29 protein-coding genes and 3 pseudogenes are annotated in these 24,699 nt (G+C 71.8%); 14 read left to right on the top strand and 18 right to left on the bottom strand.

Features of this window, described 5'->3' with window-relative positions; translation table 11 throughout:
* Positions 1–12: 12 nt before the first annotated feature.
* Positions 13–1,419, top strand: coding sequence for a pyridoxal-dependent decarboxylase (locus BX285_RS22220; protein WP_121176741.1), 1,407 nt, complete (start codon positions 13–15; stop codon positions 1,417–1,419).
* 90 nt (positions 1,420–1,509) lie between these two features.
* On the opposite strand, the gene BX285_RS22215 is transcribed toward BX285_RS22220, so the two are convergent.
* Positions 1,510–2,013, bottom strand: coding sequence for a DinB family protein (locus tag BX285_RS22215; protein ID WP_097239590.1), 504 nt, complete (start codon positions 2,011–2,013; stop codon positions 1,510–1,512).
* A 123-nt stretch (positions 2,014–2,136) separates the two neighbouring features.
* On the opposite strand from BX285_RS22215, the gene BX285_RS22210 reads away from it, so the two are divergent.
* Positions 2,137–2,565, top strand: coding sequence for a PPOX class F420-dependent oxidoreductase (locus tag BX285_RS22210; RefSeq protein WP_121176739.1), 429 nt, complete (start codon positions 2,137–2,139; stop codon positions 2,563–2,565).
* Between the two features lie 92 nt (positions 2,566–2,657).
* On the opposite strand, the gene BX285_RS22205 is transcribed toward BX285_RS22210, so the two are convergent.
* From BX285_RS22205 to BX285_RS22195, 3 genes are all read right to left on the bottom strand, one after another.
* Complete coding sequence (locus tag BX285_RS22205; protein WP_121176736.1) at positions 2,658–3,503, bottom strand: putative protein N(5)-glutamine methyltransferase; 846 nt, start codon at positions 3,501–3,503, stop codon at positions 2,658–2,660.
* A 268-nt stretch (positions 3,504–3,771) separates the two neighbouring features.
* A complete protein-coding gene (locus BX285_RS22200) occupies positions 3,772–4,572 on the bottom strand; it encodes a ScbR family autoregulator-binding transcription factor (RefSeq protein WP_121176734.1) in 801 nt (266 codons plus the stop codon).
* A 172-nt stretch (positions 4,573–4,744) separates the two neighbouring features.
* A complete protein-coding gene (locus tag BX285_RS22195; protein WP_121176731.1) occupies positions 4,745–6,175 on the bottom strand; it encodes a Fic family protein in 1,431 nt (476 codons plus the stop codon).
* Between the two features lie 181 nt (positions 6,176–6,356).
* Between BX285_RS22195 and BX285_RS22190 the strand changes: the two genes are divergently transcribed.
* Positions 6,357–6,818 carry a helix-turn-helix transcriptional regulator gene (locus BX285_RS22190; RefSeq protein WP_121176728.1) on the top strand — a complete coding sequence of 154 codons (462 nt, stop codon included), beginning with the start codon at positions 6,357–6,359 and terminating at the stop codon, positions 6,816–6,818.
* On the top strand, positions 6,815–7,303 hold the full coding sequence (locus tag BX285_RS22185) for an SRPBCC family protein (protein ID WP_121176726.1): 489 nt from the start codon (positions 6,815–6,817) through the stop codon (positions 7,301–7,303). Before BX285_RS22190 ends, BX285_RS22185 begins: the two co-directional genes overlap by 4 nt.
* A gap of 85 nt (positions 7,304–7,388) precedes the next feature.
* Here BX285_RS22185 and BX285_RS22180 read toward each other — a convergent pair whose 3' ends face one another.
* Complete coding sequence (locus tag BX285_RS22180; protein WP_097239583.1) at positions 7,389–7,793, bottom strand: RidA family protein; 405 nt, start codon at positions 7,791–7,793, stop codon at positions 7,389–7,391.
* A gap of 210 nt (positions 7,794–8,003) precedes the next feature.
* Between BX285_RS22180 and BX285_RS22175 the strand changes: the two genes are divergently transcribed.
* The gene (locus BX285_RS22175) at positions 8,004–8,663 is read left to right on the top strand and encodes a C40 family peptidase (protein WP_218893144.1); all 660 of its coding nucleotides are present in this window, start codon (positions 8,004–8,006) and stop codon (positions 8,661–8,663) included.
* A 45-nt stretch (positions 8,664–8,708) separates the two neighbouring features.
* Here the strand turns inward: BX285_RS22175 and BX285_RS22170 are convergent, their stop codons facing one another.
* Complete coding sequence (locus BX285_RS22170) at positions 8,709–9,209, bottom strand: MarR family winged helix-turn-helix transcriptional regulator (RefSeq protein ID WP_183107135.1); 501 nt, start codon at positions 9,207–9,209, stop codon at positions 8,709–8,711.
* A gap of 82 nt (positions 9,210–9,291) precedes the next feature.
* On the opposite strand from BX285_RS22170, the gene BX285_RS22165 reads away from it, so the two are divergent.
* Positions 9,292–9,702: a VOC family protein gene (locus BX285_RS22165; protein ID WP_121176723.1), complete on the top strand. Its 411-nt coding sequence runs from the start codon at positions 9,292–9,294 to the stop codon at positions 9,700–9,702.
* Positions 9,703–9,751: 49 nt separating this feature from the next.
* On the opposite strand, the gene thrS is transcribed toward BX285_RS22165, so the two are convergent.
* The 3 genes from thrS to BX285_RS22150 all read right to left on the bottom strand — a co-directional run bounded on the left by thrS (position 9,752) and on the right by BX285_RS22150 (position 12,573).
* The gene (thrS, locus tag BX285_RS22160; RefSeq protein WP_121176721.1) at positions 9,752–11,086 is read right to left on the bottom strand and encodes a threonine--tRNA ligase; all 1,335 of its coding nucleotides are present in this window, start codon (positions 11,084–11,086) and stop codon (positions 9,752–9,754) included.
* Between the two features lie 256 nt (positions 11,087–11,342).
* Positions 11,343–12,077 (bottom strand): leucine-rich repeat domain-containing protein, encoded by a 735-nt coding sequence (locus tag BX285_RS22155; protein WP_259470637.1) that lies wholly within the window; start codon positions 12,075–12,077, stop codon positions 11,343–11,345.
* Positions 12,078–12,084: 7 nt separating this feature from the next.
* Positions 12,085–12,573 (bottom strand): carboxymuconolactone decarboxylase family protein, encoded by a 489-nt coding sequence (locus BX285_RS22150; RefSeq protein ID WP_097239580.1) that lies wholly within the window; start codon positions 12,571–12,573, stop codon positions 12,085–12,087.
* Between the two features lie 75 nt (positions 12,574–12,648).
* On the opposite strand from BX285_RS22150, the gene BX285_RS22145 reads away from it, so the two are divergent.
* On the top strand, positions 12,649–13,629 hold the full coding sequence (locus tag BX285_RS22145) for a pirin family protein (RefSeq protein ID WP_121176719.1): 981 nt from the start codon (positions 12,649–12,651) through the stop codon (positions 13,627–13,629).
* 211 nt (positions 13,630–13,840) lie between these two features.
* Here the strand turns inward: BX285_RS22145 and BX285_RS22140 are convergent, their stop codons facing one another.
* The gene (locus BX285_RS22140; protein ID WP_121176716.1) at positions 13,841–14,395 is read right to left on the bottom strand and encodes a hypothetical protein; all 555 of its coding nucleotides are present in this window, start codon (positions 14,393–14,395) and stop codon (positions 13,841–13,843) included.
* A 68-nt stretch (positions 14,396–14,463) separates the two neighbouring features.
* On the opposite strand from BX285_RS22140, the gene BX285_RS22135 reads away from it, so the two are divergent.
* The 4 genes from BX285_RS22135 (at position 14,464) to BX285_RS38565 (ending at position 16,252) form a co-directional block, all read left to right on the top strand.
* Entirely contained in the window at positions 14,464–14,781 is a 318-nt protein-coding gene (locus tag BX285_RS22135) for a hypothetical protein (protein WP_259470634.1), read from the top strand.
* A gap of 179 nt (positions 14,782–14,960) precedes the next feature.
* Positions 14,961–15,395: a MobC family plasmid mobilization relaxosome protein gene (locus BX285_RS22130; RefSeq protein ID WP_257032960.1), complete on the top strand. Its 435-nt coding sequence runs from the start codon at positions 14,961–14,963 to the stop codon at positions 15,393–15,395.
* A complete protein-coding gene (locus BX285_RS22125; protein ID WP_121176714.1) occupies positions 15,392–15,865 on the top strand; it encodes a hypothetical protein in 474 nt (157 codons plus the stop codon). Before BX285_RS22130 ends, BX285_RS22125 begins: the two co-directional genes overlap by 4 nt.
* 93 nt (positions 15,866–15,958) lie before the next feature.
* A complete protein-coding gene (locus BX285_RS38565) occupies positions 15,959–16,252 on the top strand; it encodes a DNA cytosine methyltransferase (RefSeq protein WP_259470633.1) in 294 nt (97 codons plus the stop codon).
* Between the two features lie 1,101 nt (positions 16,253–17,353).
* Here the strand turns inward: BX285_RS38565 and BX285_RS22115 are convergent.
* Complete coding sequence (locus BX285_RS22115; RefSeq protein WP_121176712.1) at positions 17,354–17,581, bottom strand: hypothetical protein; 228 nt, start codon at positions 17,579–17,581, stop codon at positions 17,354–17,356.
* A 24-nt stretch (positions 17,582–17,605) separates the two neighbouring features.
* On the opposite strand from BX285_RS22115, the gene BX285_RS22110 reads away from it, so the two are divergent.
* The 3 genes from BX285_RS22110 (at position 17,606) to BX285_RS22100 (ending at position 20,689) form a co-directional block, all read left to right on the top strand.
* Positions 17,606–18,115, top strand: coding sequence for a hypothetical protein (locus BX285_RS22110; RefSeq protein ID WP_398900789.1), 510 nt, complete (start codon positions 17,606–17,608; stop codon positions 18,113–18,115).
* Between the two features lie 61 nt (positions 18,116–18,176).
* Positions 18,177–19,130: an IS481 family transposase gene (locus BX285_RS22105; protein ID WP_121176706.1), complete on the top strand. Its 954-nt coding sequence runs from the start codon at positions 18,177–18,179 to the stop codon at positions 19,128–19,130.
* Positions 19,131–19,693: 563 nt separating this feature from the next.
* Complete coding sequence (locus BX285_RS22100) at positions 19,694–20,689, top strand: hypothetical protein (protein ID WP_147465207.1); 996 nt, start codon at positions 19,694–19,696, stop codon at positions 20,687–20,689.
* 42 nt (positions 20,690–20,731) lie between these two features.
* Here the strand turns inward: BX285_RS22100 and BX285_RS22095 are convergent, their stop codons facing one another.
* The 7 genes and pseudogenes from BX285_RS22095 to BX285_RS38550 form a co-directional block, all read right to left on the bottom strand.
* Positions 20,732–21,388: a hypothetical protein gene (locus tag BX285_RS22095; RefSeq protein WP_183107134.1), complete on the bottom strand. Its 657-nt coding sequence runs from the start codon at positions 21,386–21,388 to the stop codon at positions 20,732–20,734.
* A gap of 343 nt (positions 21,389–21,731) precedes the next feature.
* Positions 21,732–21,847, bottom strand: a pseudogene (locus tag BX285_RS38560) (cation transporter); the annotation flags it as partial.
* Positions 21,848–21,915: 68 nt separating this feature from the next.
* Positions 21,916–22,143, bottom strand: a pseudogene (locus BX285_RS22085) (winged helix-turn-helix domain-containing protein); the annotation flags it as partial.
* A 167-nt stretch (positions 22,144–22,310) separates the two neighbouring features.
* The gene (locus BX285_RS22080; protein ID WP_097239572.1) at positions 22,311–22,520 is read right to left on the bottom strand and encodes a hypothetical protein; all 210 of its coding nucleotides are present in this window, start codon (positions 22,518–22,520) and stop codon (positions 22,311–22,313) included.
* On the bottom strand, positions 22,520–22,918 hold the full coding sequence (locus BX285_RS37465) for a carboxymuconolactone decarboxylase family protein (RefSeq protein WP_179852994.1): 399 nt from the start codon (positions 22,916–22,918) through the stop codon (positions 22,520–22,522). The genes BX285_RS22080 and BX285_RS37465 overlap by 1 nt, the downstream gene beginning before the upstream one ends.
* A gap of 639 nt (positions 22,919–23,557) precedes the next feature.
* Positions 23,558–23,872, bottom strand: coding sequence for a transcriptional repressor (locus BX285_RS38555; RefSeq protein WP_257032959.1), 315 nt, complete (start codon positions 23,870–23,872; stop codon positions 23,558–23,560).
* A gap of 91 nt (positions 23,873–23,963) precedes the next feature.
* Positions 23,964–24,560 (bottom strand): annotated as a pseudogene (locus tag BX285_RS38550) (metal ABC transporter permease); the annotation flags it as partial.
* Positions 24,561–24,699: the final 139 nt, after the last annotated feature.

The raw sequence follows: 24,699 nt of genomic DNA, 5'->3' as shown, positions 1-24,699 counted from the left end.
CGGAGAACCCGCATGCACCCCGAACTCGCCTCCGATCTCGCGCGGTTGCCCGAACTCCTGGAGGAGACCCGGCAGCAGGCCCTCGCCTTCCTCGACGGCCTCGACGAGCGCCCCGTCGTCCCGCAGGCGGCCCCGCCCCGCGGCGGAGCCCTCGGGCCAACGGCGTTCGAGGAGGCGGGCGGCGGCCTGCGGGCGGCGTTGGCGGAGTTCGGCGAGCGGTGGGAACCCCGGCTGTCGGCGAGTGCCGGGCCGCGGTACTTCGGATTCGTGACCGGCGGTGCGACTCCGGCGGCGCTGGCGGGTGACTGGCTGACCGCCACCTTCGACCAGAACTCCAACTCCTCGCTGGACCCGACCGGTCAGCACCTGGAGCGCGAGACGGTCGGCTGGCTGCGCGAGCTGTTCGGGCTGTCGGAGGCGCACCACGGGACCTTCGTGAGCGGCGCGACGATGTCGACCACGGTCGGGCTGGCGATCGCCCGCGAGTGGCTGGGCGAGCGGCTCGGCGTGGACGTCGCCGAGGACGGGGCGGCCGCGCTGGGCCGGGTCCGGGTGCTGTCAGGCAGCGCGCACTCCAGCGTCTCCAAGGCGCTGTCGGTACTGGGCCTGGGCCGAACGGCGCTGCGGGCGGTGCCCGTCCTGCCCGGCGGCCGGGAGGCGGTGGACGTGGCGGCCCTGGAGCGGGAGCTGGCCGCGGCGGACGGGCCGTGCATCGTGGTGGCCAACGCGGGCACCGTCAACACCGTGGACTTCGACGACCTGCGCGCCATCGCCGGTCTGCGCGAGCGGTACGGGTTCTGGCTGCACGTGGACGCCGCGTTCGGGGCCTTCGCCGCGCTGACGCCGGAGCACGCGGAGCTGGTGGCCGGCCTGGACCTCGCCGACTCGGTCTGCATCGACCTGCACAAGTGGCTCAACGTGCCCTACGACAGCGCCGTGCAGTTCACCCGCCGCCCCGACCTGCAGGCCCGGGTCTTCCAGAACGCCGCCGCCTACCTCGGCCCGCTGAGCGAGCGCCCCGACCTGGTCCACCTCACCCCGGAGAACTCCCACCGGCTGCGCGCCCTCGCCGCCTGGTTCACGCTGCGCGCGTACGGCCGCTCCGGCCACCGGGAGATCGTGGAGCGCTGTGTGGCGGGCGCTCGGGCGTTCGGCGCGGCGGTCGAGCGGATCGACGGTCTGTGCCTGCTCGCCCCGGTCCGGCTGAACGTGGTCTGCTTCACCCTGGAGACGGACCCGACGCCGGAGCTCCTTACCGCGCTCGCCGCCGAGCTCGCCGAGGAGGCCTTCGTCACTCCCACCCGCTACGCCGGTCGGCCCGCGCTGCGCGCGGCGTTCAGCAACTGGCGCACCACCGAGGCGGATGTCCGGCGGGCTTCGGAGGCGCTGGCACAGGCCGTCCGGAAGCTGACCGCCTGACTCTCTGACCGGTCCGAGCGGCCTGACCGCCGCTCAGGGCCACGCCCTCACCTGACGAGGCGACCCGGTCAGCTCCGAGAAAGCTCCGTGTCAGCTCCGGTCGTGGTCCCCCGTCGCGCCGTCGATCAACTCCCGCAGGATGTCCAGGTGTCCGGCGTGCCGGGCGGTCTCCGTGGTCATGTGGATCAGCACCCAGCGCAGCGAGACGGTGTTGCCCGACCAGGACGTCCCGAGGTCGTCCAGGGCGAGCTCCCGGATCACCTCGTCGGCCCCGGCCCGTGCCCGGGCGTAGAACGCGAGGACGTCGGCCGTCGACTCGTGCGGTTCCACCCGCATGTCGGACGAGTCGTCGGCCTCGATGTCGAACGGGAGCGGCCCCATCTCCCGCCCGAACGTCCCCCGGAACCATCCGAGTTCGGCACCGCCGAGGTGCTTCACCAGCCCCAGCAGGTTCGTCCCCGACGGCGTCATCGGCCGGCGCAGCTGCTCGTCGTCCAGGCCCTCCAGCTTCCACAGCACCGCATCGCGGTGCCGGTCCAGCGCCGCCTGGAGGCTTTCCTTCTCCTCACCCGTGAAGGGCACTCGTTTGCTCATGCGCGGACCGTACCAGCCACCACTGACATCGCCGCCCAGGACGGCCGGTCGTGGGCGGCCCTCCGCGCAACACACCTGCCGCGCCTTGACCTTCACACCGGTGTGAAGGCCGATGATGCTCCCATGACCGCCACATCTTTCGACCCGTACGCGCTGCTCGCGCAGAGCCGCCTGGGCATCCTCGCCACCATCAAGGCGGACGGCCGGCCCCAACTCTCCCCCGTCCTGCCGTTCTACGACCGCGAGACGAACAGCATCCTGGTCTCCACCAGGGACGGCCTGGCCAAGACGGCCAACCTGCGCCGCGACCCCCGGGTCAGCCTGGAGGTGACCTCGCCGGACGGACGGTCCTGGGTCACCGCCGAGGGCGTCGCCACCCTGACCGGACCGGGCAGCGACCCGGAAGGCCCGGAGGTCGAGGCGCTGGTCGACTACTACCGCCGCGCGGCCGGGGAGCACCCCGACTGGGCGGAGTACCGCGAGGCGATGGTCTCCGACCGCCGGGTGCTCCTCACCATCCCGGTCGACCACGTGTACGGCACCCGCATCTGAGCTCCGATCACTTCGGGCCTCCCGAGAGGCGGCCGAGGCGGGAGCCCGAGCGGCGGGGCCCGAGCCGGCGGGGCCGGGGCGGCGGGCGCGGTTCAGCGCAGCGTTGCGGTGACCACCGTGGCGTCCAGGTCCTCATGCCGGCCCTCCACCGCCGCCAGCCCGGCCGCCCGGGTGACCGCCAGGGCCGTCGGCGCCTGCCGCTCGCTGGTCTCGAACAACAGTGACCCGCCCGGCGCGAGCCACTGCGGCGCCTCGGCGACCACCCGGCGCAGCACGTCCAGGCCGTCCGCACCGCCGTCCAGGGCGGGCCTGGCCTCGTGCAGCCGCGCCTCGGGCGGCAGCAGGGCGAGGTCGCCGGTCGGGACGTACGGGACGTTGGCGATCAGCACGTCCACCCGCCCGCGCAGTGCGGCGGGCAGGGCGGCGAACAGGTCGCCCTGGTACACCCGCGCCCCGGTCCCGGCCAGGTTGCGGCGGGCGCAGCGGACCGCGCCCGGGTCGATGTCGGCGGCGTGCAGTTCGATCGGGTGCGCGGCCCCGGCCGCCACGGCGGCGCCCAGGGCGCCGCTGCCGCAGCACAGGTCGAGCACCACCGTGCCGGGCCCGCCGGGCCCGCCGGGCCCGTCCGGCAGGCCCCGCAGTCGCAGGGTCGGCGGGCCGGTCAGCGCGGTCGCGGCGGCGGCCAGGAACTCGCTGCGTCGGCGCGGGACGAAGACCCCGGGGTCGACGGCGATCCGCAGACCGGCGAACTCGGCCCAGCCGACGACGTGTTCGAGCGGATGGCCGGCGCCGCGGGCACGGACCATGGCGGCCAGTTCGGCGGGCGTGGAGGCGGCGGTGAGCAGGATCCGCGCCTCGTCCTCGGCGAACACGCAACCGGCGGCGCGCAGGCGGGAGATCACGGTGGAGCGGAGGGCGGCGGAGGAGAAGACCGGCAAGAGAACCCCTCAGGAAAGACGGGAGGAGACGGACGAAGGAGGAGGAACGACTCCGTCAGGGCTCCCGCAAGGGCCGACACCGCGTCGGCGCGCCACCCACGCTACGCGCGTGGGGCGCCCGCACGGCCGCGCTCCGGGAGCGCCCGCTCGGACATTCCGTTCACGGGTCTCACCTCCCTCAAGTCGCGGTCATCATCGGCTCCGACCACCCTACCGCACCGCCGGGCGGGGATGATCAGACAATCCCATCAACGCCTTGGCGGCCCGATCAGCCCACGCCGACCCGCGCCCGCGACCGCCTCCCCGACCCCGGTTGCGCGTCCGACGTCGACTGCCCCTCGGCCTGCGGCTCCCCCGACTCCGCGACCGGCGCCTCACCGTGCTCCCCGCCGTCCTCCTCGCCGTCCTCCCGGCCGGACGGCTCCGCCGCCCGGGTCGCCGCGACCTCCGCGGCCACCTGGGCGCCACGCGTCGGACCCATCTGCAGCGAACCGAGCACGCCCGGCACCGCGATGCTCGGCATCAGGTGCTGGAACAGACCGGACACCCGCAGCTCCAGGTCCGCCCGGCCGCAGAGCTTCTGGGACTGGATCTGAACTCCCGTCCACGCCGCGATGATCAGCCACGCGGTGTCCGCCGGGACCACGTGCGGCAGCAGTTCCCCGCGTTCGCCGGCCGCGACGAGCAGCGTCTCCATCCGGCTGATCCATCCCGGGATCGCGCCGCCGCCGAGGTCACCGGAGACGTCCTGCCCGAGCGACAGCCGGGCGCCCGCGCTCAGCAGCGGGTCACGAGGCATCAGGTGCGCGACGACCATCCCGGTGTCCACGAACTCCTGGAGCTTGCAGTTCCGTTCGGGGACTCCGTCCTGGGCGAACTGCTCCTCCACCACGCCCTGCGCAAGCTCCCGCTTGGACGCGAAGTGGAAGTAGACCGCACCCCGCGTCACACCGGCCCGGGAGACCACCTCACCGATGGTCGCCCCCTCGTACCCGAACTCGTCGAAGACCGCGGCCGCCGCCTCCAGGATCAGCCGCCGTGTCCGGATCGCCCGCTCCTGCCGTACCACCGCAACCACCCCACCCTGAGCCCCGGGAAAACCAAACCAAACACCCCGTATCTTAGCTGCGCCGCGCCCGCAAGCGACAAGGCGCGATCGGCGAATCGCCTGGTCACTCCCTATCCGCTGCCCATCACGCCGGAGCTTTCCCCTCAAAGAAACCGAACGATCGGTTTCATATCTACTCCGAGCAGACCTGAGCCTTCGCCGTGGCGGCGTTGCGGCGGGTCTCCCGAAGGTGGGTGTCGACGTACCGGGTGAGGATCGCCGGGTCCTCCGCTTCGTCGGCCTGGAAACTGACGCTGCGCAGGAGGCTGACGTCGCCGAGGGCGACGCCCTCGCGGGCGAGGACGAAGACCAGGGTCAGAAAGGCGGCACGGGCGTTGCCGTCGTCGAAGGGGTGGAAGAAGCAGACGTCGAGGTAGGCACGCGCGGCGCGGGCGATCAGCGGGAGCGGCCGTCCGCCTGCCTCGCCGAGAGCGCCGCCGGCAACCCCGGCCGCGCTCTCGGCGAGGCAGGCGTCGAGGCGGGCCCGGGTGTCGGGGGCGATGCCGTACCGCTCCCGGCCGCCCTTGGCGAAGGCGGGCAAGGTGCGGAACGGCGGCGGCTGCGGGGTGCCCAGGACGTGCTGCTGCCAGCCGCGGAGCAGTTCGACGTCGAGCACCGCTCCGCGCGCGGCGTCCGCGCGGAGCCGGGCGAGGGCCGCGAGCAGGCCGTCTGCGCGGGCGGCGTCGACGGCCCGGTCGAAGGCCTCGACGGACTCGGCGGCGCCGTCGCGCGTCGGGATCACCGGCCCGCCCCCGGCGTCGGCCGAAGGCTCCGGCCAGGCGACGGCCGCGCGCACGGCGAGCCAGCGCTCCAGGTGGTCCGGCAGGTCGGCGGCGGGCCGGTCGCCGTCAAGGTGGGACGGCTGCAGGGAGGCGGCAAGCCGCTCCGCGACGTCCTCGACCACGACGGTGTCGGGGCTGGTCCAGCTGCTGAACCGCCCGTCGGTCGCCTGCCCGGCCAACTCGTCAGCGACGTCGGAGGCGACGCCCCAGCGGTCGAGGAACCAGGTGAGCACCTGGCGGCAGTGCCCGTACCAGCCGCTGCCGCCTCCCGTGCGGTCCGCGACGTGCCGGATCAGGTCCCGGGCGGCGTGCTGCCACAGGATCCGCTGATCCGCGAGGACAGCCGGGTCCAGGGGGTGCGCGTCGAAGAGTTCGGCCAGGCTCTCCAGCCACTGGCGCCACTCGCGGACCGCCGCGACGACCCGCTCCAGGGTCTCCTCGGGGGTCGAGACCGAGTGTGTCGGGCAGCACCAGCTCGCAACCGGCCCGCCGTCGAAGTCCCCTTCGCCAACCGCCCAGCGCCACCCGACGATCCAGCGGCCGTAGTGCTCCGCGAGCGCGTACGACATGGCGTCGGCCCAGGGCCGGGCGACGTTCCGGCTCCAGGCGAGCCGCACGGAGATGTCCGCGGAGCTGTCCTCCGGCACTCCGACCCCGCAGGGCACCCGCCGAGCCGGTCCGAGTCCGTGCACCACCTGCTCGACCGACCCGCCGTCGAACGGGTGACGGGCCGGGTCCACTTCGCCCCAGCTCAGCTTGTGGGGGGCCAGTTCCAGAATCACCGGCCAAGCCTGCCACACCGCCTTGGCGCCGGTTCACACCATTTCGCCAGGGGGCGGGGGCGGGGGTCGAGGGGGAGCAGCAGAGCAGCGCGACCGGACTTCCTCAACCGAACGGTTGAACATGCAGGCGGGGCGGCGTAGCGTTGTCCTCAACCAATCGGTTGAGGATGAACAGGGGTGCATGGTGGCTGTCGACCAGCTGTCCCGGGCTTTCGTGGCCCTGGCGGATCCGACCCGCCGGGACATCGTGGCCCGGCTGTCGGTCCGGGACGCGACCGTCGGTGAGCTGGCGGAGTCCTATGCGATGTCCATGCAGGCCGTGTCCAAGCACCTGAAGGTGCTGGAGGAGGCCGGGCTGGTGAGCCGCAGCCGGGACGGGCAGCGCCGGCCGTGCCACCTGGAACCGCAGGTGTTCGACTTGATGACGACCTGGATCGAGCGGTACCGGCGGCAGGCCGAGGAGCGGTTCAGCCGCCTGGACGCCCTCCTCGCGGACCTCGCCGAGGCCGAGGCCGAGTCCGAGGCCGTATCCGAGGTCGAGTCCCAGACCGAATCCGAGGTCGAGTCCGGCAGCGACATGGACAGCGACCGAACCGAACGCACCGAAGGCGAACACGAGCACAACGAAGGAGTCCCGTCATGACGTCCACCACCGGCCGTGAGACCCGGATCGAGGCGGACCCGCAGCTGCCCACCATCCGGATCGTCCGCGAGTTCGACGCCCCGCAGGAGCGGGTGTTCCGGGCCTGGATCGAGCCCGAGCTGGTCGCCCAGTGGCTCGGGCCGCAGGACCTCGACATGAAGATCGACACCTGGGAGGCCCGCACCGGCGGGCGCTACCGCTACTCGATGCACCGCGAGGGGCAGGAGGTCGCCGCCTTCTACGGTTCCTTCCACGAAGTCCGGCCGACCACCCGGCTCGTCCAGACCTTCACCTTCGAGGGCGTGCCGGACGGCGTCTCGCTGGACACCGCGACCTTCGAGCCGGCCGGAGAAGGACGTACCCGCGTCACCGTGCTGTCGGTGGTCGACAGCCTGGCGGCCCGGGACGCCATCCTGGCCAGCGGGATGGAGCACGGGGTGGTCGAGGGCTACCGCAAGCTGGACGCCCTGCTCGCGGGCTCCTGACGCACCCGGTCACCCACCGCCCCCGGCAGGCCCGGGGGTCAGCGCGGGCCCGGCGGTTCAGCACGGGCCGGGGCGCCGAGGCGGCTCAGGGCAGCACGGCCACCGCCTCCACCTCCACCAGCTGGTCCGAGTACCCGAGGACCGAGACCCCGAGCAGGGTGCTGGGCGCGTCGTGCTCCGCCATGTACGCGCGGTAGACGTCCCACACCTTCACCAGGTCCGCCTGGTCGCTGGAGGCCACGTACACCGTGGTGCGGGCGATGTCGGTGAGCCCGGCGCCCGCCTCCTCCAGCACCGTTATCAGGTTGCGCATGACCTGATGGGCCTGCCCCTCGTAGTCGCCGACGGCGACCGTCCCGCCGTCCTCGTCGAGCGGGCAGGCCCCGGCCAGCCAGAGCGAGCGGGCCGGGGCGTCGACCACCGCCCCGTAGGCGTAGTCGACGGCCGGGGTCAGCCGTGTGCTGCGGATCAGCTTGACGGCGCTGCTCATGAGGTCCTCCGATGGCCAGACCGAACGTTCGCGCCCATCGTTGGCCCCGCCTGAACAACCGTCAAACGATTTACCCGCGAACTTCCCGCCGTTCCAGGGCCCGTGCGCCCACGATTCACCGTTGCGGGTGATGGCGCACCGCCCGGCCGGGACGGAACCCTGGTGCCCGTCCGCATGCCTCCGTCTCGACCGCCGCCCGGGAGCCGCCTCATGGAAGCACGACCGACCGCCCGTGACCACGACCATGGCCATGGCCAGGAGCAGGACCGCTGTCAGGACCTCGGCGTCGGACGGCGCCGCATGCTCGGCCTCGCGCTCGGGGCCGGGCTGGTCCCGGCACTCGCCCCGGCGGCACACGCGACACCCGCCGCGACGCCCGCCAGGACCGCGTCACCGACCGACGCCCTCGGCCTGCGGGTCGCCGCCGTCGCGGAGGCCCAGCTCGGCGTGCCCTACGCCTGGGGCGGCGGTGACCGCCTCGGCGCGAGCCTCGGGTTCTGCGACGAGGAGAACGGCTACCTCAACGGCGTGTGCCTGGGCGAGAAGACGGTCGGCTTCGACTGCAGCGGCCTGTCGCTCTACTGCTGGTACCGGGCCAGCCAAGGCACCGTCGAGCTGGGTCACTACACCGTCGCCCAGTTCAACCGCAGCGCCCCGGTGGCGCGCGATGCGCTCGCCCCGGGCGACCTGCTGTTCTTCTCCCGCCCCGACGCGCCGCTGCACCACGTCGGGATCCACGTCGGCGACGGCGCGATGATCCACGCCGAGCGCACCGGGACACTGGTGGCCCGCGTCGAGAACGTGCTCGAAATCCCGCGCTGGGCGGGTGAGTTCGCGGGCGCCCGGCGTCCCGGGCAACCCATCTCCTGAGTGCCCGGGCCACTGGGCAGCCGAGGAGCTGAGCCCCCCCGGGGCTCACAGCCCGCTGCGCCGCTCCCCCAGCCCCTGGTGGAGCCGCAACAGCAGTGACTGCAGCACCCGCCGCTCCCCCTCGTCGAGCGGCGCCAGCACCTGGTCCTGCACCTCCCGTGCCTGCGCGTCGAGTTCGGCGAGCAGCGCCCGACCGGCGTCGGTGATCGAGACCGAGACCCGCCGCCGGTCGGCCCGGTCCCTGGCTCGGTCCACGTGGCCGGCGGCGGCGAGCTGGTCGACGACCTTGGCCAGGTCGCTCGGGTCGATGCCCAGCCGACGCACCAGGTCCCGCTGGGCCTGCGGGCCGAAGTCGGCGAGCGAGGCCAACACCGCCATGTCCCGGAGCCGCAGGCCGCGTTCGCCCAGCCGCTCGGCGAACCGGCCGCGCGCCGCCTTGCCGACCCGGGAGAGCAGATAGGTGCTCAGGTCCAGCAGGGTCGGTGGGAGATCGGCGACCGGGGCATCGGGGGCCGGGGTCTCGGCGGGCGGGGTCTCGGAGCTCATGGCGGAATTCTAGGGACTCTCCCTATAGTGGGTCTCGACCCACTAATTCCGGGCCAAGCCGACCGACCCCAGGAGTTCGACCGTGGACGCCCCGTACCCCCGCCTGCTCGTCACCCGCTTCGCCGAGTGCTTCGCCTTCTACTGCGCAGTCCTCCCGCCGCTCACCGGCGCCACCCTGGTCAAGGGCGCGCCCGAGGGCCCGTACGCCAACTGGGACGTCGCCGACCAGGCCGCCCTGGTGCTCTACGACCGCGCCGCGATGGCCGCCACCCTCGGCACCACGGACCGGCCGGCCCTCCCCGCCGCACCCGCGCAGGACGCCGCGATGCTGGTCTTCCGCGTGGACGAGGTGGACGCCGCCCTCGACCTCTGCCTGCGCCACGGCGGCACCCTGGCCGTCGCGGCGACCGACCGCCCGGAGTGGGGGCCGAACCTGCGCAGCGCCCATCTGCGCGACCCCGACGGCCACCTGATCGAGCTGCAGTCCTACTGACCGCCGGGCACCAGGCCCGACGGTCAGCGGCGGACTGCAGCGGGCCGGATCAGGCCTCGGCGCCGTCCTCCCACAGCTCGGCGCTGCACGCGGCCACCAGCGAGCCGATCCTCGCCCACGCCTCCTCGGCCGCCAGCGGCTCCAGCCGCCGGCCGTCCCGCAGCCGCAGCGCGACCCGGTCGTCCACGGCCTCCTTGGCACCGATCACCGCCTGGTAGGGCACCAGCCGGGCCTCCCGGATCCGGGCGCCGAGGGTGCCGTGCTCGGGCCCGGTGACCTCGGCACGCAGCCCCAGGTCGAGGCAGCGCTGCCGGAGCCGTTCGGCCTGTGGCACCTCGGCCTCAGAGATCGGCACCAGGACGACCTGGACCGGCGCGAGCCAAACCGGGAACGCGCCGCCGTACAGCTCTATGAGGTGGGCGACCACACGCTCGACGCTGCCGATCACGCTGCGGTGCACCATCACCGGGCGGTGCTTGGCTCCGTCCGGGCCGATGTAGTGCAGGTTGAACCGCTCGGGCTGGTGGAAGTCGATCTGCACGGTGGAGAGGGTGAACTCCCGCCCGGCGCCGTCGGCGATCTGCACGTCGATCTTGGGCCCGTAGAACGCGGCCTCGCCCTCCGCGGCCTCGAACGGCACCCCGGAGCGCTCCAGCACGTCGGTGAGCAGCGCGGTGGCACGCTCCCAAAGGGCCGGGTCCGCCACGTACTTGCCGCCCCCGCCGGGCAGCGAGAGCCGGTAGCGGACGGGTACGACGCCGAGCGCCCGGTGCGCCTCGCGGATCAACTCCAGTGCGGCGACAGCCTCGTCGGCGGCCTGCTCCGGGGTGCAGAACACGTGCGCGTCGTTCAGCTGGATCGCCCGGACCCTGGTCAGCCCGCCCAGCACACCGGACAGTTCGGAGCGGTACATGCCGCCCAACTCTGCCATCCGCAGTGGCAGTTCACGGTAGCTGTGGGAGCGGGAGCGGAAGATCAGCGCGTGGTGCGGACAGAGGCTGGGCCGCAGCACCATCTCCTCCGAGCCCAGTTGCATGGGCGGGTACATGTCGTCGCGGTAGTGCGCCCAGTGGCCGGAGATCTCGTACAGCTCGCGCTTGCCGAGCACCGGGGAGTAGACGTGACGGTAGCCGGCCCGGCGCTCGGCGCCGCGGATGAACTCCTCCAGGGTGTGCCGGATCGCGGCGCCGCCGGGCAGCCAGTACGGCAGGCCGGAGCCCATCAGCGGATCGGTGTCGAAGAGGTCGAGTTCGCGGCCGAGCCTGCGGTGGTCATGGGCGGGGAGCTCGTGCGCGCGGCCGTCGGCCGGAGCGTCGTCGTTCAGCGGGCCGTCGGCCGGCGCACCGTCGTTCAACGGGCCGTCGATCAGGAGGTGTTCGTTCATCGGTGTGGTCTCCACTCGGATTCGCGGGCGAGTGGGTCCGGGAACGGCGAAGCCCCGGGGCACTCGCCCCGGGGCTTCGAACTGGCTCAACGGTCAGCGCGCCGGGACTCTCTCCGGCGTCGTCGTGACGAGTGCAGCGCGCTTCATGTGTGCCACGGTAGCAGGTCCACGGCAGCCCTGTTGATCTTTTTTCGGCGACTTCCGGCGACTTTCGGCGACTTTCGGCGACCTCTGCCGGTGATCCCCGCCCGCCGGCTCAGTGCAGCACCGCGCACCCGCGCGCACCGAGCGCGTCCAGCAGCCGCACGGAGGGCCGCACCTCGTTCCACCGCAGGTCGAGCTTCTCCAGCGCGGGCAGTGCGGTCGGTTCGGCCAGCCAGTGCGGCAGTTCGGTGATCCGGTTGCCGCGCAGGTCGAGGCGGCGCAGCTGCGGCAGCCCGGCGAGTACCGCCGGGACCTCGGCGAGGGCGTTCTCCCTCAGCTCCAGCTCACGCAGCTCGGCGAGCCGCGCCACGGAGTCCGGCAGACCGGTCAACTCGTTGCCCCGGAGCCAGAGTTCGCGCAATGCGCCGAGCTCGCCGATCGTCCCGGGCAGCGCGCCGAGCCGGTTGTGCTGCGCGCGGAGTTCGACCAGTGAGGCCATCCCGCCGATGGCGGCGGGCAGTTCGGTGAGCCGGTTCTCGCCGGCGTTGAGGTAGCGCAGCGCGGTGAGCCGCCCGAGGGAGTCGGGCAGGGCGGTGAGCTCGTTGTCGTGGAGGTAGAGGAAGTCGCCGAGCCCGGTGAGGTCTCCCAGCTCGGCGGGCAGCGCGGCGATCCGGTTGTGCCCGAGGTCGAGGGTCCGCAGCCCGGTCAACCGACCGATGGCTGTGGAGAGTTCGGAAATTCCGGTCTCGGCGAGGATGAGCACGGTGAGGTCGGTGCGGTCCCACACTTCGGCCGGCACCTCCCCGAGCGGCTGCCGCCAGAGGTTCAGCACCACGTCGTCCGTCACCGTACGGCTACTGACCGGGCGTCGGACGGACCGGGTGCTTGCTCATGATCGAGACCCGGTTGAAGGAGTTGATGGTGATCGCCACCCAGATCACCGCCGAGATCTCCGCGTCGTTCAGCGCCTCGCGCGCGGCGCCGTACGCGGTCTCCTGCGCGGCCGCGTCGGCCGGGTGGGTGGTCGCCTCGGCGAGCGCGAGTGCGGCGCGCTCCCGGGCGGTGAACAGCTCGGTGTCGCGCCAGGCCGGGAGGACGCCCAGCCGCTGGGTGGTCTCGCCCTCGCGCAGCGCGGCCCTGGTGTGCACGTTCAGGCAGTAGGCGCAGCCGTTGATCTGCGACACCCGGAGGTTGACGAGCTCCACCAGCCGACGGTCCAGCCCGGCCTCCGCCGCGGCCTCGCGCGCCGCCTCGGCGGCCGCCGTCAGCGCCTTGAACGCCTGGGGGCTCTGCTTGTCGATGAACACCCGCCGGTCCGCCGGGACCACTGTCACGTCACTCACCTGGACTCCTTAGGCTGATCACTGTCGCCCGCCACTCTGCCATGGCATAGTAGTTGAATATCGAACTACTTGTCCATGGGAGGACCGACCGTGAGCACCGCCGAGACCGACCTCACCGAGCCGAACGCCGCCGCTGCCCCACGGGTGGAGGTCCTGCCCGCCCGGGACGTCCCGCTCGGCGGCCCCCGCGCGATGACCGTCCGACGGACGCTTCCGCAACGCTCCCGCACCCTCATCGGCGCCTGGTGCTTCGTGGACCACTACGGGCCCGACGACGTCGCGGGCACCGGCGGCATGGACGTCGCCCCGCACCCGCACACCGGGCTGCAGACCGTCAGCTGGCTGTTCACCGGCGAGATCGAGCACCGGGACAGCCACGGCGTGCACGCGTACGTCCGCCCGGGCGAGGTGAACCTGATGACCTCCGGCCACGGCATCGCCCACTCCGAGGTCTCCACCCCGGACACCACCGTCCTGCACGGCGTCCAGCTCTGGATCGCCCTGCCCGCGGAACACCTGCACACCGCCCGCGACTTCCACCACCACGCGCCCGCCCCGGTCGCCCTGGACGGCGGCGGCGAGGCCCGGGTCTTCCTCGGCACCCTCGCCGGGGACACCTCCCCCGTTCCCACCTTCACCCCGCTGCTCGGCGCCGAGATCCACCTGCGCCCGCACGCCACCGTCACCCTCGACGTCGACCCCGCCTTCGAACACGGCCTCCTCGTCGACCACGGCGACATCCGCCTCGCCGGCACCCCGCTGCGGCGCGCCGAACTCGGCTACCTCGCCCCCGGCCCCACCACCATCACCCTCACCAACACCACCGACGACGACGCCCGCGCCGTGCTGCTGGGCGGCACGCCCTTCGAGGAGCAGATCATCATGTGGTGGAACTTCGTCGGGCGTTCTCACGAAGACGTTACCCGAGCCCGCGAGGAATGGATGAGCTCCGCGAACCCCGACCGCTTCGGCGCCGTCGAGGGCTACCCGGGCGACCGCCTGCCGGCTCCGGAGCTTCCGTCGATTCCGCTGAAGGCACGCGGCCGGGCGCGCTGACCTGCGGTAACGCTCCTTCCGAACATTCCGGGGCCCGCTTCCGCCGACTCGGAGGGCCGGACCCCGGCCGGTCGCACACGGGGTGAACGAGGGGCCGCGCCGAGCACCGGAACGATGCCGGCGGAAGGCTCGTCGAGTCTCAGGTCTGAGCGCGTCTTACAGCGTCTGGTCGGGTCGATGCTGACCCCTTGCTGACTTTCCTGACGGATCGTCAAATTTGTGGTCCAGCGGTAACCGACAGGTCTGGCGCCCAAGGCTGTTCGGATGTGCCGCCCAAGCGGATCTCCTCCGGGCGCGCTGGGTCGAACGGGGATCCGTTGAGCACCTCCTGGGCCTGCCCCAGTGCCCCCTCCAGCCGGTTGCGCAGGACGTCGGGCAGGGCGGCCGAGCCCAGTGCGCACGCGGCGAGAGCCCGTTCGAGTGCCGCGCCCTGGATCGGGTCGATACGGCGTCGGACGCCCTCGTGGGTGAGGAGGTCGCGCAGCGCATAGCCGTCGCCGGATGCACCCGTTCGGCTGGTCAGGTGAGCGAGGAGGTTTCGGGCGGCGGGCGTGTCCGGATCGGCGGCGTCGAGGGCGGTCGGCGCCAGGCGGGTGGTGAAGACGGCCAGGCCCTCGTCCGGTTCGACGGCGAGGCTGTGGCCGATCGCCCGGTCGGTTGCCCGCGGATCGCCGGGGTGGCACAGCGCGGTGAGCACCGCGGTGACCGCGTGCTCCCACGGGTCGCCCGGCTCGGTGTCCTGCAGCAGCGCGAGGGCGCCGGGCAAGTCGCCGGCGGTGGCGCACGCGAGGACGGCACCTGGCGGCCGTCGAGAAGGCGCCGGCCGATGCCGCGGTGTTCCTCGATGTGGCGCAGGGCCTCGGTCCAGCGGCCGGCGGCGGTGAGGGCGCGGGTGCCGTCGGCGATCACGACCCGCCACAGCCACGCCCGCACCTCGGCGCGCTGCTCGTCCGTCTCCGTCAGCGCGGCGGGGACGTCCTCACCCAGCGCGGCCACCTGCACCGCGTCGAAACCGGCCCGGACGGCGCCCGCAGCGTCCAGCGCGGCCGGCACTCCCGCCCCTGGACCCTCCACCACCCCGTCCTCGCCCTCGACTTCGTCGAGGACCTCCTCCTCGACATCCGCCAGCGCGACACCGAGGCCAGCCGATGAGCACGTCCCACCCAGGCGCCACCACAGCTCGACCAGTCAGTGACCGCGATCAGGCTCCTGGCGGAGCAAGTTGTGGGGTAAGGAGTCCTTACCCCGCCCCCGCCCCGAAGGGGGCGGAGGCTCCCCGGTCGTTGGCAGACCCAGAGGGGCCTGCCGCCGACCGGGGAGTCGGCCCAGGGGTGCCGACGAAGGAGGAGAAGCAGCAGACCCAGCCGACCGCCGAAGCCCCCAGTGCTGCCACCCGCCGACGCCTGCGCCAGAGCGTGCCGCGCACCAACCGCATCTGCCCGCGATTCAGCGACCCCGAGTGGTCCCTCCTGCAGCGCGCCGCCGCCCGAGCCCAACTCACCCCCGGCGGCTACACCGCAGCCGCCGCCGTGGCCGCCGCCGCGAGCAGCGACCCCAGCGCGGCCATCGCCGACTACCGGCGCGGCATCCAGGAACTGATGGAGTCCAACCGCCAGCTCGGCGCGGTGGGCAACAACCTCAACCAGGTAGCGCACTTCCTCAACGCCGGCGGCCAGGCGGGCGCCGACCTGCGCCTCCTCCTGGCCCGCGTCGAAGCCTCCATCGACGCGGTCGACGACGCGGTCAACTGGCTGGTCCGCCGGTGATCCCCAAGCTCCGCACCGGCACCGACCGCTCCTTCCCCCTCACCTACTACCTCTTCGGCCCAGGCAAACACGAGGAACACACCGACCAGCACCTCGTCGCCTCCTGGAACGGCTTCGCACCCGACCCCGGCCCCAACCCGGAACGGCGCCAAGTCGCCAAGCGCGCCAACCAACTCGACCAGCCCGTCAAGGCCCTCGGCAAGCAGGCCCCGGTCACCAGGATCTGGCACTGCTCCGTCCGTACCGCCCCCGGTGACCGCCACCTTGACGACGCCGAGTGGGCCACCATCGCCCGCCGCATCGTCCACGCCACCGGCATCGCCCCCGAAGGCGACACCGCCGCCTGTCGCTGGGTCGCCGTCCGCCACGCACCCGACCACATCCACTCCGTCACGGTGCCCGCACCATGGACCAGGCCACCCTGCATCTCCTGCCGCCATCCGAGGACCTGCGCCGTCAAGCCGCGCTGAGCCAATCTGCCGCCGCCCGCCTGTTGCGGTGCGATTGACCAACCCTGCGCCGACACCACCTTTGCCTGCCGCTCATGGCCCGCGGAGCCTGCGATGACGCTCGCATTCCCGGCTGCAGGCCGCGGCCCACTGATCGGGAGTCTGTGCAGCGGGTACGGCGGTCTCGACCTGGGGGTGCTGGCCTCGTTCGGCGGCTCCGTCCTCTGGCACGCCGAGAGCGAACCCGGCCCGTCCGCGATCCTGTCCCGCCACTGGCCCGGTGTGCCGAACCTGGGCGACATCACCACCATCGACTGGGCTGACGTTCCGCGGGTGTGCGTCCTCACGGCAGGCTTCCCCTGTCAAAGACGTCTCGGTCGCCGGCCGCCGCGCCGGGCTCAACCCTGAAACCCGATCCGGTCTTTGGCTGCACGTGGCCCGCGCCGTCGAGGCCCTGCGCCCGCACCTCCTGGTGGTCGAGAAATGTACGAGGCCTGCTCACCTCCCCGGCCGTCGCCGCCTCCGCTGGCGACGTGGAACGCTGCCCCTGGTGTCTGGGAGACGACCCAACCCAAAATCCGACCAGTTCGCTGAATCCCGGAGGGCTGAGACAACGAACCCGCTGGCCCTGGAGGCAGCAACTGCCAGTTACCAGCGGGTTCGCACGGTACTCGAGGATCCGGCGCCTGCAGCAGACATCCGTCGGGGAGGTTGCCAACCATTCCAATTCGGCGTGTAGCCAGGCGGGGGCCAGTGCTCTGAATGGCCTGGGTAGGTCCACTGACGGCCCACCCATTCGCATTCCGGGATCGCGCCTTCCCAGTCGTCGGTGCACCGGTCGGCCCAGGCCCGACCTACCATGACTGGCCGGGTCACCACGTCGCCGCCAGCGACCTCCTGGACCCGCACGACCAGACCGAGCCCGTTGGCTCCGGGGTTCCCTCGCGGACCGTAGGACACATTGATCACCCCGCAGTCATGAGCGTGCGCAAGGAACCGTTCCAGGTCGGCTGGGACGCAGGCGGTCAACTCCCTTCCCCATAGCGTCACCTGGGGTCCGTGGACCGCGTCGACCGCGACGCAGAAGAGCCGGCCGCCGACGAAGTAGGCGTACACGGCAGGCTCCGCGGGCCCCGTGCCGAACTCCACGCCCAGGGTCTCCGGAAACGATGGGTCAGCCTGGAACCGACGCACCTCGGTCATGCCCAGCAGTACTGCTGCGACCTCCGTGACACGCATGCCGAAGCACAACGGCCCGACGCCTTCCAGGGGCATCAGTTCCCAGTCCACCGGCGCCGGCTCCGTTACAGCACTCCGAGGCTCTGCTTCCGCCATCTGCTCACCCGTCCCCGCTCGCACCGGGCCACCTCGATCCCCGGCGCTCGACATCACCGTGGCATTACACCAGGCGCAAGATCGTTTGGGGAACTGCGGGCAGAGCCAAATTCAGTCCGCGGCGAAGACAGGGCCCGAAGCCACCACAGCCTTGGCTCAGCCCGGATGTACAGCTCACGGCGCGATGGGGTCGGGACGGAACTGGGCGGGGTGAGCTGCGCGAAAGTAGTGCATCGCGGTATTCGGCGCGATGCCGAAGGCTCTGATGAGGTGGATCGGGTCGGCGGTGTGCTTGGCCTCGTCGAGGATCCGGTCGGCCCGCAGCGCGGATGCTCGTACGCCAATTGACATGAAAGGCTTCTTGGTTGACAGGTCCGACAGCGCAGCGTTGCTGTCGTTCACAGCGGTCTGGCGACTGAGCAAAAGGTGGGGGTTGGTCGTGGAGGGCCATCGGGCGGATCGCTCGGCGAGCCACGTTCTCAGCAGGCAGGGAAGTCGTCGCTTATCAACGCGGGTGTCCTGCCCGCGTTGGCTGAGGGAGCGATCCCGGGCAGCGACCGTTGGCTGCCCCTGTGCGCCCGCCCGGGCCAGGACCTTCTCACAGAGCTGGAGAGCGCAGGGCTGCCAGGTGCCGCCGCCGACGGCCTGGTTGCAGCAGCCGAGTCCCGCCTGGCTGCCGAGCCCGATTACGACCATCTTCTGCTGGTGATCGACCAGTTCGAGGAACTCCTCACACAGCCTGTCCTCGACTCGCACCAGCGTGCCGACGACAGGCGTCTACGGGCGGTAGACCAGCTCGTGGAGCTGGGCGGCTCTTCCGCCGCTGTCACTGTGCTCTTGGTCATGCGCAATGACTTCTATGCGCCGCTCGATGCCCTAGCTGTATTGACCACGGAGGTTGGTGACGGGGCTCACGGCGTGGTGATCTTGAAATGAGTGAGGGCCTTCTGGCTCGGTGTGGATTGCGACATCTGCACCGGCTCCCAGAAAGGCCCTCATGCCACACCGTAACGCACCGTTGACCGAGACCGGACGCCTGCGCCTGGCCCGCTGCGTCGTCGAGGACGGCTGGCCACTGCGGCGGGCGGCCGAGCGCTTCCAGGTCTCACCGACCACGGCCAAGCGCTGGGCCGACCGCTACCGCGCCCACGGCGAGGCGGGCATGAGCGACCGCTCCAGCCGCCCGCACCGCAGCCCCCGCCGGTTGCCGTCCCGCACCGAGCGGCGGATCGTCAAGGTCCGCGTCCTGCGCCGCTGGGGACCGGCCCGCATCGCCTACCTGCTGCGACTCAACCCGGCCACCGTGCACCGGGTCCTGACCCGCTACCGGCTCGCCCGACTCGCGCACCTCGACCGCGCCACCGCTCGCCCGGTGCGGCGCTACGAACGCGCCGCACCGGGCGAGCTGGTCCACGTCGACATCAAGAAGCTCGGCAACATCCCAGACGGCGGCGGCCACAGGTCCCTGGGCCGCCAGGCCGGCCGCAGGACTCGCTCCGGGGCCGGCTACAGCTACCTGCACAACGCCGTCGACGACCACTCCCGCCTGGCCTACAGCGAGATCCTGCCCGACGAACGCAAGGACACCGCCGCCGCATTCCGGGCCCGGGCGAACGCCTTCTTCGCCCGGGCCGGGATCACCGTCCAGCGGGTGATGACCGACAACGGCGCCTGCTACAAGTCACACGCCTGGCGCGATGCCCTCGCCGCCGAGGGCATCGCACACAAGCGAACCCGGCCCTACCGGCCGCAGACCAACGGCAAGGTCGAACGCTTCAACCGCACCCTGCTCGACGAGTGGGCCTACGCACGGCCCTACCGCACCGAACAGGAACGCCGCGACGCCTACCTGGCCTGGCTCCACACCTACAATCACCACCGCGGACACACCGCACTCGCAGGCAAGCCACCCGCCAGCCGCATCCCCAACCTCACGGGACAGAACACCTAGGGCCGCATCACACTAGCTCGTTCGAGTGAGGAAAGTACTTGATCACCCCGTGTGCGCAGCCTGGGCGATAGACCGGTCCGGTGACGAACATGGGCATGCTCGATGAGCAGATGAGGTTTTCGGCCGGCAGGGTCGGTGCGCTCTGGGAAGGGGCACCTCCGGCCTCGGAGTTCGCCACCGTTCTGGGCGCCCGGACGGTGCGCCCGCTATCGGTGCCTGTCGTGGGGCCGGTGGGCAGCGGTCGCGCTCCGGTGTGCGTGGACCTCCTGCACTACCGGCAGTCGGCGACGGAGGCGTTGCGTGGGCTGGCCCGGTCCCGCACCACAGCGGAGTTGCTCGATTCGGCGCACCTGATGTGGTGCGGCCCGTCCTGCCGCGAGACCGTGGCGTGCACGTTTCTGCACTACCCCAGGAGCACTCCAGCGCCATCGGTCCCCCGTTCGGCGCGGTCCCGGTACAACAAGGACACTGCGAACCTGTTTCTCCTCATGGGAGGTGGCGGCTACGAGGCGGGTACCTCGAAGTCCCACGAGGCGAACCTCTGGCCTCTCCTCCGAGCCGTCGTGGCCAGGGTCGATGCCGGAGAAGGAACGAGGATCGACTATTCCGACTGGGCGAAGAAGGGCGACACCACGGCCGCGGAGGTGGTGGCCTACGCCTGCCGGGACACCCTTCAGTGGATGGCCACCTGGTGCGGCGAGCGGTACGCGAGCCAGCCGGCCGTCCTGCACTACGTCGCCCTGAGCACGATCTGCGACGACATCTGCATCCCGCCGTTGGACCTGGTGCGCGGCGACTTCCGCATGTACGGCCGTTCGGCCGCCGACGTCGTCGCCGCCATGGACGAGCAGGGCTGGGGGCACGACGCGGTGCACGCGCTGCTCGCCCTGGTCCGGGAGTACTTCTTCCAGTACGTCGAGAAACTCGACCACGCCCCCACCAACGGGCAGGTCGGCCTGCACGCCCAGCTCAACGACTCCCCGTCGGCATGGGACGCCAGCGTCTACCGGATGAACTCCGCCAACAACTACGGCTGCAGCATCGGGCTGGCCCGCATCTGCGACACCGGCCCCGCCTCGTTCAGCTGGCTGATGGACAGTTCCATCGCCGACGCCATCTCCATGGACCTGGCCAAGTCCGCCCTGGACGTCTATCGCCTTGATGTCCACCAGCCCACCGCCAACCAGCAGTTGGCGTCCCGGCGGCAGAGGGCCTACCACTCGATCTACCTCGATCTGATCGATGACCTGGTGGCGAGCGGGGCGCACGACAGTCTGGTGCACTACGGCCGCGCCGGCCTGCTGTACGTGCCGATCATGGAGCGCTACCACGAACGCCGCCTCGGCAGCCGCGTCCCCGTGCAGCCGGCCGTGTCCGCACAGCTGAGCAGCCTGTTCGGCGACGAGCCCGTGGACCCGTCGACCGAGCAGCGCTACCAGGCCCAGCGCGCCACCGCGGCCACCGGGACACAACCGGTCCTGGGCGGGCCCACTGGCCTGGGCACCTCCGCGGCCAGGATGTTCCCTCGCGGCAACACGCCGCCGCGAGGCACTGCCTGACCGGCCACCGCCGGGCGCCCAGGCCCGGCTCGTCGGGTACGCCTACTCCGGCTCGCCGACGAGGGCCTGGCCCCGGCCGACCGGCTGGCGGCACTGCGCGGGGCGATGGCCTCGACGGACGCCGAGGACGGGAATGGGGCGCGGTGGCAGCAGGAGCTGTTCGCAGCGATGCTCACACGGGACGTCGCGATACTCACCCACTTTGCGGTGCTTGAGGGGCGAGTGGTCCTTGGTGGTCTGGTTGACCTGCTCGGTGACGCGGTAGACGTCGTCGGCGACGATGTTGGTGAGGTTCACGGCGAAGGCCTCCCCGTTGCGCAGACCGCAGCCGCTCATCAGGTCGACCACCAGGCGGAAGGTGTCGTCGCCGGCGGCGCGTATCGCCTGGAGCTCGGCCTGGGAGGGGATGACGGCGCGCTTCGGGTCGTACTGGGGCGGCTTGACGCCGTCGAACGGGTTCTCGTCGTAGAGGCCGAGGCGGTGGGCGTCGAGGAGGATCGCCTTGAGCTTGTCGAAGGCGTTGGACTGGGTGGCCAGGCCGACACCGTTGCGCTCCATGGTCCGGATGAAGGCCTCGACGACCTTGTGGTCGAAGGTACCCATCCGCCGGCTGCGGAAGGCCGGGTAGAGGTGGTGCTCCAGCAGCGAATCGGGGTGCCGGAGGGAGCCGCGCCGAGGTGACGCTGGCTGGCCCTCCACTCCTCCACGTAAGGCCCGAACTGCATCGGCCCGTACTTCTGGATCCGCTCCGCCTTGCGCTGGCTCTGCGGGGCGTTCTTCCGGGCCTGGTACACCTCGGCGAGCCGGGCCTTCACCTTGTCCTGGGCGGAGAAGCCCGACTCCTCGGTCTGCTTCCCGGCCGCGTTGCGGTACCGGATCTTGTACTCGTGCGGGCACCGGCTCCACCTCGACTCAGGGTGCTCGCACTCCTTGAAGACGGTGCCCATGCCGCGACGGACGACGTCGACCTGCACGGTGGCACGATCCGCCTCACCCCCACACCTGCCGCCGACCCCGAGGCAACGGCACAGGCTAGGGCGTTCGAGTCGAGGCCGAAGCCGACCAGGGCGGATGAGGAGGCGAGGGCACCGGCGGCGAGGGCGACAACGGCCTCGATCGCCCTGTGTAGGTAATGGTCGCGGCGACCAGCGGCCGTATTCAGCGGGCGAGTGCGTCGCGGCGGGCCAGCGAGGGGCCGAGGGACATGGCGAGCTGGGTGGCCATGGTCAGCAGCAGTCCTTCGCCTCGGCGTCCGGGCAGGTGCGGTCGGTCTCCACGGCGACCGCGGCGGTGCGCAGGTCGTCCAGGGCGTGGCCGAGGCGAGGGTCGGCGAGTTCGTCACGGGTGCGGCGCCCGTCGGGCACGGTGATCACGAGGCCGCAGTCGCGCAGGCAGGCCAGGTGGTCCGACAGCCGGGTGCGCGAGACGCCGAGCAGGTCGGCAAGGGCTGCCAGCCCCTCTGGGGTACTGGCGACCGGGATCACGTCACCCCCGGAACGCCCCTCATCGATCTCGTGCGTGTCGGGGTGGCGACGCGCAGTCCACCCCACCCGATTGGTCGGTGGTCGCTCCCGCGAGCGCCGGGACGACCACCGACGGGGTTGGCGGTGGTGCGCAACGGTCACGCGCCTCCTTGTGGCGCGGGATTCTGCAGGTTCCGGACCTGGTCGTCGTACGCGGCGAGCAGTTGTTCCAACTGCTGGAGCGACTCGGCGGGTATGTCGGGGGGTGCGGCCTCGACCACGTAACGGGCGGCGGCGGTCAGGGCGGCCAGCTCGTACGCGTGGAAGGTGGCGCGCAGCACCGTGGGCCGCACCCGTTCCAGCTGCATTACGCCGCCTTGGACCGGACGTAGTCGGTGACCTGGGCCAGCTCGGCGGCGAACTGGTCGTAGTCCTCCTGCATGCCGTTGATGTAGGCGCTCCAGCCGAGGCTGGCCTTGGCGTAGTGGACGGCCTCCTGGATCTCCTCGTCCGTTGCTCCGAAGAGCTTCGCGGCCTCGGTGTGGAACAGGCTGCAGTACTTGCACTTCGTCTCGGCGTGCAGCCCGACGCCTATCAGTTCCTTGTACTTGTTCGGGATCAGCGTCTCCCCGAGCTCGATCCGCTTGAAGATCTCCCACTCCGGGCCGAGCAGCTCGGTGGGGATCTTGCTGAAGAAGTGTGGGACGAGGCCCAGCGTCTCCTTGATGTCGGCCTCGATCTCGCCGCGGTTGATCGCGGTGGCCATGGCGATCTCCTCCATCCCGGGCTTCGCATGCCCAGTCCAGCCCAGCCGACGCGGACCGCAGGCTGCCGGAGGCCGGACCCTGCCGCCCGCATGCCGCGTATTCACCAGGAAGATGCGCCCTCTTCCCGTCGTTCCCGACAGTCGCGGACGACGGCGTGCCCTCCTTTCCAGGATGTCAGCCGCGATGGTCGTTGACCACCGCTCGAAAGGAGCGCCAGGTCGCCGAGCGCGATGCTCCCGACTCCCGAGGATGCCCTTGGCACCCGTGTCCGGGGACGCATCTGTCGAGGCCGGCACCGCTCGGTCGCCATGCACCAGGGACCGTGGCGAAGGAGTCCGTGTCGTGGTTCGGCTGCGGTGACAGCAGCCGGCCGGGGGCGGTCGACCACGTTCCGCCCGGAAGACGCAGGACAGATCGGTTCGGGCCGCAGGCGAACCGACCGTGCGGAAGCCTCCGCCGTACCGGCTCCAGCCTGCCACCGTACGTGAGGTCTCACGACGCCCGACGGTCGCCGCCGACACCGGCCTGGTCATCCCGCAGGGGGCAACCACGCTCGCGTACCTTCCGGATCCGTGCCATTGGCCGACGCATCTGCGCAACACGACACGGGTTGGACTGGGTGACGCCGTGGTCACCCGTCACGTTTCACCGTCGTTCGGCTCGCCGGTACAAGCGGCGCAGATGCCGACGAGTTCGACTGTGCGGTGGACGTCGGTGAAGCCGGACTGGGCGACGATCCTCTCTGCCCAGTGCTCGACCGGGTCGAACTCCCTCACGAGGCTGTGGCCGCAGCGGCGGCAGATGAGGTAGTGCCGGTGGTCGGTGCCGGGACGGTGGCGGTACAGGCGCTCGCCGGAGTCGTCGCGGATGACGTCCGCGAGCCCGGCGGCGGCGAGGACGGCGAGGGTCCGATAGACGGTGGACAGGCCGACCGCGGCCCCCGCCGAGACCATCCTGATGTGCAGGAGCTGGGCGCTGTCGGGGTACGGCCGCGCTGAGTGTCAGTCCGGCCCACATCTCCAGGACGGCGAGCGCCGCGGAGAGGGCCAGGGCCCGGTACGGACGGTCGGTCAGGCGCAGGGCGGTACCGGCGGGTGCGGCGAGCAGGCCCAGGAGCAGCAGGGAGCCGACCGCCTGGGTGGCCTCGGCGGCACAGGCTCCGACCAGGGCGAGGAAACCGAGGCCGAGCGCGCCCGTCCGCACCCCGCGCGCGGTGGCGACAGCCTCGTCGAGGGTGGCGAACAGCAGCGGCCGGGCGATCAACAGGGCGGCTGCGCTGACCGCCACGGCGACCAGGACGGCCATCGCGGTCTGGGCGCCGCTCAGGCCGTAGATGGAGCCGAACAGGACGCTGATGCCCGCGTTGCCCTGGGTGGTGGAGAGGTGGGTGGTGTCGAGGGTGAGGAAGAAGGTGCCGAGGCCGAGGATCCAGGAGAACAGGGTGCCGATGACGACGTCGTCGGGCCGTCCCCGCCGGCCGAGGAGGCCGAGCAGCAGGGCGACGCCGACGGTCGCGGCGAACAGCCCGAGCCGCAGGTCGTACCCGCCGGCGAGAGCGGCCATCGCGCCGGTGAAGGCGACGTGGCTGAGGGTGTCGCCGGTGAAGGTCTGGGCACGCAGGACGAGGAAGTAGCCGACCAGTCCGGAGGCGAGGGCGATCGCGGTGCCGGCCAGCAGGGTTCGCCATCGTCGCGACGATCGGCGCGGTGCTGCCCAACGGGCCCGGACGCCGCACCTTCGAAGTGACGGTCTCCGTCCTCGCGGCGACCCAGTTCGCCCT

The organism is Streptomyces sp. 1114.5 (assembly GCF_003635085.1).
Taxonomy (GTDB): domain Bacteria; phylum Actinomycetota; class Actinomycetes; order Streptomycetales; family Streptomycetaceae; genus Kitasatospora.
Note: the sequence above shows the minus strand (reverse complement) of the source record. Positions and strands in the feature narration are given on the sequence as shown.

Excerpts from the sequence above, each read along its gene's own strand:
- BX285_RS38555 (WP_257032959.1), bottom strand. The coding sequence starts at position 23,872 with ATGGTCTCGGCGGGGGCCGCGGTCGGCCTGTCCACCGTCTATCGGACC.
- BX285_RS38565 (WP_259470633.1), top strand. The coding sequence starts at position 15,959 with ATGACGCTCGCATTCCCGGCTGCAGGCCGCGGCCCACTGATCGGGAGT.
- BX285_RS22145 (WP_121176719.1), top strand. The coding sequence starts at position 12,649 with ATGGGAGGACCGACCGTGAGCACCGCCGAGACCGACCTCACCGAGCCG.
- BX285_RS22180 (WP_097239583.1), bottom strand. The coding sequence starts at position 7,793 with ATGAGCAGCGCCGTCAAGCTGATCCGCAGCACACGGCTGACCCCGGCC.
- BX285_RS22105 (WP_121176706.1), top strand. The coding sequence starts at position 18,177 with ATGCCACACCGTAACGCACCGTTGACCGAGACCGGACGCCTGCGCCTG.
- BX285_RS22170 (WP_183107135.1), bottom strand. The coding sequence starts at position 9,209 with ATGAGCTCCGAGACCCCGCCCGCCGAGACCCCGGCCCCCGATGCCCCG.
- BX285_RS22080 (WP_097239572.1), bottom strand. The coding sequence starts at position 22,520 with ATGCAGCTGGAACGGGTGCGGCCCACGGTGCTGCGCGCCACCTTCCAC.
- BX285_RS22175 (WP_218893144.1), top strand. The coding sequence starts at position 8,004 with ATGGAAGCACGACCGACCGCCCGTGACCACGACCATGGCCATGGCCAG.
- BX285_RS22185 (WP_121176726.1), top strand. The coding sequence starts at position 6,815 with ATGACGTCCACCACCGGCCGTGAGACCCGGATCGAGGCGGACCCGCAG.
- BX285_RS22210 (WP_121176739.1), top strand. The coding sequence starts at position 2,137 with ATGACCGCCACATCTTTCGACCCGTACGCGCTGCTCGCGCAGAGCCGC.
- BX285_RS37465 (WP_179852994.1), bottom strand. The coding sequence starts at position 22,918 with ATGGCCACCGCGATCAACCGCGGCGAGATCGAGGCCGACATCAAGGAG.
- BX285_RS22215 (WP_097239590.1), bottom strand. The coding sequence starts at position 2,013 with ATGAGCAAACGAGTGCCCTTCACGGGTGAGGAGAAGGAAAGCCTCCAG.
- BX285_RS22220 (WP_121176741.1), top strand. The coding sequence starts at position 13 with ATGCACCCCGAACTCGCCTCCGATCTCGCGCGGTTGCCCGAACTCCTG.
- BX285_RS22190 (WP_121176728.1), top strand. The coding sequence starts at position 6,357 with ATGGTGGCTGTCGACCAGCTGTCCCGGGCTTTCGTGGCCCTGGCGGAT.
- thrS (WP_121176721.1), bottom strand. The coding sequence starts at position 11,086 with ATGAACGAACACCTCCTGATCGACGGCCCGTTGAACGACGGTGCGCCG.